Source organism: Yersinia sp. 2542 StPb PI (assembly GCF_048593855.1).
Taxonomy (GTDB): Bacteria; Pseudomonadota; Gammaproteobacteria; order Enterobacterales; family Enterobacteriaceae; genus Yersinia; species Yersinia enterocolitica_E.
In genome coordinates this window covers 1-6,721 of record NZ_JAZGQA010000219.1, presented here as the reverse complement: position 1 = coordinate 6,721, position 6,721 = coordinate 1, and the positions used below count along the sequence as shown (strand labels likewise).

Genomic DNA, 6,721 nt, shown 5'->3' with positions numbered 1-6,721 from the left:
ATATTTCTCTTGGCCATTTCGTTTAGCATAACGTAAACTTAATATCACTTACGCCAGGTATTATCCCTCGCCATAAGGAGTATAAACAGGATTTAATAATTTAAAAAATACTCGCGAGTGGCAAGAAAAACATCTATTATTCCAGCCACGAGGAAATAAAAAACCAGCCGCTAAGCTGGTTATTATTATTCTGTCGATTGTTAAAATTTGCCGTTAAGTCGTTTATTTTTTTAGTTGCAATGTTGTCATGCAGGTTTGGCTTTCAGCTTGGGTCGCAAAAGGTGATACAGCTTTGAGACCTTGATAACTCACTTCGATAGTCCCCTCAGTATTGCGTGGCAACCACACACCAATAAAACCATTCTGATAGCTGGTCAGTGTATCTTGCAGGATAACTTTCCCGGTTTTATCGGTAATTTTCACATCAAATGCGCTATTCGCCAATTCACCACGACAGCCAGACAAACTGTGATTGAAGCATGGGTGAGTTTGGTTTACATAGGGGGCGAATGAGAGATAGAACTTATCACCCAAGGGGAAAGAATACCGCTGTTGTTCATCGGATAAGGTGAGTTCAGCACTCGTTACCGAAGCTGAATATGCCAAAGGGCGTTCTTGTTTGGATTGATCGATGGTCTCAATCATTTGCTCAGTGGTTTTTCCCGCTAAGCCATGTTGAGCCAAAAATTCCGTTTGTGTCGTCGCCGCGGCGAAATGGCTAAAAGTGACCGCAGCTAAAGCAACAATAGCCAGTCGAGCTGTTGTTGCAAATGTCTTTTTCACTGTCATGGTATCCTTCCAGTAAGAGGAAATGTTCTAGATAAGTTGGAATAATGACTGATAATCTAAACCCTCCCCTTGGGGGAGGGTCAAAGACAGATTTGAATAGAAAGGTAAACCATTGTATAGAAATGAATTTTATTGATATAAATCAAATTAACACTCTGACGTACCCCTCAAAACTGATTAATTAATATCAGGATGTTGTGCGATCAGATTCTTTCTCTTTTTCTCAAGTTCGGCTATTTCTTGATCAATGTCGTCAATATTGTGTTCGATATGATCATGGTGTTCCTGCAATATCTCTCTGGCCTCCGCCCGATCAGACGCGGCTGGCGTCGCCCCTTTCAGTGGCATATTGGCAGTCTCTTTCATAAATACTCCAGTAACCAAACCAATAACCGCCACCACCATTAAGTAATAAGCGGGCATAAACAGATTTTGCGTTGTTTCAACCAACCACGCTGCGGCCGTTGGTGTCAGCCCTGCAACCAACACCGACACATTAAACGCGATAGCTAATGCGCTGTAGCGGATATGGGTTGGGAACATTGCGGGTAATATTGAGGCCATCACCCCCGTAAAACAGTTAAGCAAAATAGCCAGGATCAACAAACCACAAAATATCAAACCGATAATGCCGCTATTAATCAAAATAAAGCTGGGAATAGCGAGAATAAACAGCCCAATACTGCCACAAATAACAAAAGGTCTACGGCCAAATTTATCGCTCATTAATCCCATCACAGGCTGGACGAATAACATACCCAGCATGATTGCAATGATAATCAATACACCATGATCTTCAGAATAATGCAGACTATGGGATAGGTAGCTTGGCATGTAGGTCAGTAGCATGTAATAGGTGACGTTGGTGGCAATAACCATCCCGACACAGATAATCAGGCTCTTCCATTGTTTAGTTAAAATCTCACGGAAAGAAACCTTAGGTGGCTCGGCAATATTGTGGCGTGAATCATTATCAATTTTATCGACGTGCTGTTGAAAGGTCGGTGTCTCTTCAAGTGCATGACGCAAATAGATACCGATTAATCCTAATGGCGCAGCAACGAAAAACGGAATACGCCACCCCCACTCAAGGAAACTGGCTTCACCCACAATGCTCGAAATGAGCAGAACGACTCCAGCGCCTAATACGAAACCTGCAATGGAACCAAAATCCAACCAACTGCCAAGAAAACCACGTTTTCTATCGGGTGAATATTCAGCCACAAAAATAGCGGCTCCGGTATATTCGCCACCAACCGAAAAACCCTGTGCCAGTTTTGCCAATAACAATAATATCGGTGCCCAAATACCTATCGAGGCATAAGAGGGAATCAGACCAATACAGAAGGTGCTGACCGACATAATAATGATGGTGACAGACAGAACTTTTTGCCGCCCATATTTATCACCTAACGCACCAAAGAATAAGCCACCAAGGGGCCGAACCAAGAAAGGAACGGAAAAAGTCGCCAGTGCAGCAATCATCTGAATACCGGGATCAGCGCCGGGGAAAAATACCTGGCCAAGTGCAAAAGCGACAAAACCATACACCCCGAAATCGAACCACTCCATGGCGTTGCCCAACGCCGCTGCGGTGATTGCCTTCTTCAGTTTTGCATCATCAATGATTGTAATATCATTGAGTTGCATAGGTTTAACACTCTTTCTTCGTAGTCCCATTGTTTCTTCCTTATGTTCCCAATAGCTCCACTGCATAAAGCATGAAAATGATGACGCGGAGTAATACCTGTTAAAAAATTCAAATTTAGTGAGATATTTATAAGAATAGTTGTAAAGCGAGGCGATGTGTAGGATAGAGCGGCCTGCAACATTTAGATAGAATAACTTAACATTATCCAAAATGCATGTTAGATAGCGGATTAAAGGCACAAAAAATAGCCATTTCCGCCATTATGTCGTAAATATCCAGCCAGATATACTGCTTATGTTGTCAGTGGGTAAATTGGCCTTACCCGCCCGTACAATGCCGGGTTATCGCTTTCATCCTTAAGCTTCACCCCCGATAAATGCCGTTGGAAAGATTGCTCCAACAACCAGGCTAACTTAAAAGCCGCCTGAGGATAATCCAACCCCTCTGGCCGGATATTAGAAATACAATTGCGCTCGGACTCCAACCGCCGCGTGTTCGGCCCCCAAGTCATATAAACCCCCAAACTATCCGGGGAAGAAAGCCCCGGCCTTTCACCAATCAACATGACAACCGCTTTGGCTTGTAAACACTCCCCTGCATCATCCCCTAATGCTACCCGTGATTGATGAGCCAACACTATCGGGGCCAGTGATAAGCCGAGCGTTTGCAAATAAGGTCGTAAGGCCATCACCAAAGGGATTGCCTGCCGATGTACCGCTTTTGATGACAGACCGTCACCAATGACCAACAGGATGTCGGCTTGCTTATCAGGCCATGCACACAACTGTTCACGGCTTTGCGACGATAGCTTTCGGCCAAGATCCGGGCGGCGCAGATAAGTTGCACGATCTGGCGCAGCACTGTTGACGGTAAGTGTCCGTAATCCTGAATCTGCCAGTTGATTAGCAAGATCTTCACTGATAAACGGCTGATGCACAGCATCACGTGCCTGTGCATGTGCCAAACCAAATTTCAACAGCTCTTCAGTCGGCAAGCTTGCTCCTGTACGGCCAAGAGCAATGCGCGCCGCCGTAAACTGACGCAAAGCCGCCCACGAATTGCGATGTAACACCCCATTTATTATCTCATTTCCGCTCATCAGAATGCCCCCATAGGTGGCAACTGTGCTAATAACGGATGATTGGCCGCGGTATCACGCAAGCGCCCCTGAGCATCCATAATATTCATTTTCTCTAGCCACAGACCAAACTCGGGTGCATGTTTCAGACCGAGCAATTGCCGGATATACAACGCATCATGAAACGACGTACTTTGATAATTAAGCATGATGTCATCAGCTCCCGGCACCCCCATCATAAAGGTCAGTCCAGCGGTCCCCAGTAAGGTCAGCAAGGTATCCATATCATCCTGATCCGCCTCAGCATGGTTGGTATAGCAGACATCACAACCGAGTGGGACACCCAGTAACTTGCCACAGAAATGGTCTTCCAAACCGGCACGGATAATCTGCTTACCATCATAAAGATATTCTGGCCCGATAAACCCGACGACAGTATTAGTCAGTAACGGTGAGAAGCGACGAGCAATCGCATAAGCGCGCGCTTCACAGGTTTGTTGATCAACCCCGAAATGGGCATTACCGGAGAGACAACTGCCCTGCCCAGTTTCAAAATACATCACATTGTCACCGACAGTGCCTCGCTTGAGGCTCAATGCCGCACAGTGTGCTTCTTCCAACAAGGCCAGATTGATGCCAAAACCGGCATTTGCAGCTTCACTGCCCGCGATAGACTGAAACACTAAATCAACCGGTGCTCCGCGTTCAATCAACTTAATCGTGTTAGTAACATGCGTTAATACGCAGGATTGAGTGGGGATCTCAAAGCGGCTTATCACGTCATCCAGCATATAATTAAGTTTTTCTAACAATGGCAAGCTGTCACTGGCGGGATTGATGCCAATCACAGCATCACCGCTGCCATACAGCAGGCCGTCAAGCATGCTGGCGGCGATACCCGGCAAACTGTCCGTGGGGTGATTGGGCTGTAGCCGCACACTTAAGTGGCCGGCAAGGCCAATAGTGTTACGGAATCGGGTAATAACACGGCATTTTTTCGCCACCAGAATCAAATCCTGATTACGCATTATTTTACTTACCGCGGCGGCCATTTCTGGGGTGATACCAGCACTGACTTGCGCTAACGCCACACTGTCGGCCTGCTCGCTGAGTAACCAGTCACGAAAATCGCCGACGGTCAGATGCGCTATTGGCGCAAAAGCCTGCGGGTCGTGGCTATCAATAATCAGCCGTGTGACTTCATCCTGCTCATAAGGAATCAGCATTTGCTGTAAAAACGTTTTTAGCGGCAGATCTGCCAGCGTCATACGGGCAGCCATGCGTTCTTCAGCACTTTCTGCCGCAACGCCCGCCAGATAATCACCCGAACGTGCCGGTGAAGCTTTAGCCATCAAATCACGTAAATCGCCAAAGTGGTAACTACGATGGCTCAGTGTTGTCTGGTACATACTGCGTCCCTTAGTTGCACAGGCTGCATAAACAGCCTGAACAATGATGACATTAATAGCAAGAATGGATCACTCGGCAGCACTGAGCTGTGGATCAAATGCGGCAGTAGCGCGTGAACGGTGGGTAAGACGAAAATAAATATAACCGACCAACATCATTCCAGCGAATATCAGAGCCAGCAGCGGGTTGTAATAGATCATCGCAATCAGACAGACAACCGCCAAAACTAACGCCAATGCTGGCGCAAAGGGATAGAACGGCGCGGAGAATGGGCGAGTCAGGCGTGGCTCTGTTTGTCGCAGTTTGAATAATGACAACATTGAGATGATATACATCACGATGGCACCAAACACCGACATAGTGACAATATTTGCCGTCAGTGGCATGCCGCCAATAATAATCAACGAGTCAGAAAAAATAGCACCAATCCCGACAACACCACCGGCCAAAATAGCCAGGTGTGGGGTACGGAAACGGCGGTTTACTTTGGCCAGCGGCTTAGGTAAATAACCGGCGCGGGCCAAAGCAAAAATCTGGCGGGAATAACCCATAATGATGCCATGGAATGAGGCTATCAGACCAAATAGCCCAAGCCATACCAGCATGTGTAACCAACCGCTGTCGCTGCCAACGATAATTTTCATTGCTTGTGGCAGTGGGTCGTTGATATTAGATAGCTTAGTCCAGTCGCCCACCCCACCGGCAAATACCATCACACCTAATGCCAGCACCACTAAGGTCAAAATACCGCCAATAAAGGCGCGCGGAATGGTACGTTGTGGCTCTTTTGCTTCCTCTGCGGCCATCGAAGCCCCTTCAATCGCCAAAAAGAACCAAATAGCAAAGGGAATAGCGGCAAAAATCCCCGATAATGACCCGATACTGAATGTATCCGCGCCAGCCCAACCGCCTCTGACAAAGTTACTGATTTCAAAGCCTGGTGCGACCACGCCCATAAATACCAGCAACTCAAAAATGGCCAATATCGTCACCAACAGTTCAAAGGTTGCAGCAATACTGACACCCAGAATATTCAATGACATAAATATCAGATAGGCCCCAACCGCCACCCACTTTGGGTCAATTGCTGGGAATTGAACATTAATATAGGCACCAATTGCCATGGCAATGGCGGGAGGAGCAAATACAAACTCAATCAACGTCGCAAGACCAGCAATAAAGCCACCCGTTGGGCCAAAAGCGCGGTGAGCGTAAGCAAACGGCCCTCCGGCATGAGGAATAGCGGTGGTTAATTCGGTAAAACTAAAAATAAATGCCGTGTACATCGCGGCCACACCCAGAGCGGTAAACAGGAACCCTAACGTTCCCGCTTGCGCCCATCCGTAGCTCCAACCAAAATACTCGCCGGAAATCACCAACCCGACGGCAATACCCCATAATTGAAAACTGCCCAACGTACGTTTTAATTCCGGTGCTTGTTTCGCCTGTGACATACCTTATCCCTATCAAAGAAATTTAATGGTAATAGTGCGGTCTATGGCTAAAGCAATGTTTGTACCAAATGATAGATAACCGCTGAACAACGGAAATACCCGCACTTTGAGTAATGGGAAAAGGAGATGTAACGGGAGATAGCACTGTATGTGCGCTTTTCCCGCACTTTTTAGAGGCAAATGCACGAAGATGCAGCACCGCGAGGAAGGTACGCCTCATCCAGTCAAAAAAAGCATCGTTTTGCTGCTGGGAGTACAGCACTCACTTTAATTTTCAGAAATAATGCATTCCGCAATGCCATAAACAAGACGTAAATCACAAAATCAATAATTTATTAA

5 protein-coding genes are annotated in these 6,721 nt (G+C 46.6%); all 5 read right to left on the bottom strand.

Going from position 1 to position 6,721, the window contains the following annotated elements; all coding sequences use genetic code 11:
* Positions 1–222 precede the first annotated feature (222 nt).
* The 5 genes from cueP to eat all read right to left on the bottom strand — a co-directional run bounded on the left by cueP (position 223) and on the right by eat (position 6,382).
* Positions 223–783, bottom strand: coding sequence for a copper-binding periplasmic metallochaperone CueP (gene cueP, locus V1952_RS18925; RefSeq protein WP_420075314.1), 561 nt, complete (start codon positions 781–783; stop codon positions 223–225).
* Positions 784–966: 183 nt separating this feature from the next.
* Positions 967–2,469, bottom strand: coding sequence for a glycine betaine/L-proline transporter ProP (gene proP / locus V1952_RS18920; protein WP_372560546.1), 1,503 nt, complete (start codon positions 2,467–2,469; stop codon positions 967–969).
* 263 nt (positions 2,470–2,732) lie between these two features.
* On the bottom strand, positions 2,733–3,539 hold the full coding sequence (gene eutC / locus V1952_RS18915) for an ethanolamine ammonia-lyase subunit EutC (RefSeq protein WP_420075313.1): 807 nt from the start codon (positions 3,537–3,539) through the stop codon (positions 2,733–2,735).
* Positions 3,539–4,927, bottom strand: a complete 1,389-nt coding sequence (locus V1952_RS18910) for an ethanolamine ammonia-lyase subunit EutB (RefSeq protein ID WP_420075312.1) — start codon at positions 4,925–4,927, stop codon at positions 3,539–3,541. Before V1952_RS18910 ends, eutC begins: the two co-directional genes overlap by 1 nt.
* A 69-nt stretch (positions 4,928–4,996) precedes the next feature.
* Positions 4,997–6,382: an ethanolamine permease gene (eat, locus tag V1952_RS18905; protein WP_372560543.1), complete on the bottom strand. Its 1,386-nt coding sequence runs from the start codon at positions 6,380–6,382 to the stop codon at positions 4,997–4,999.
* Positions 6,383–6,721: the final 339 nt, after the last annotated feature.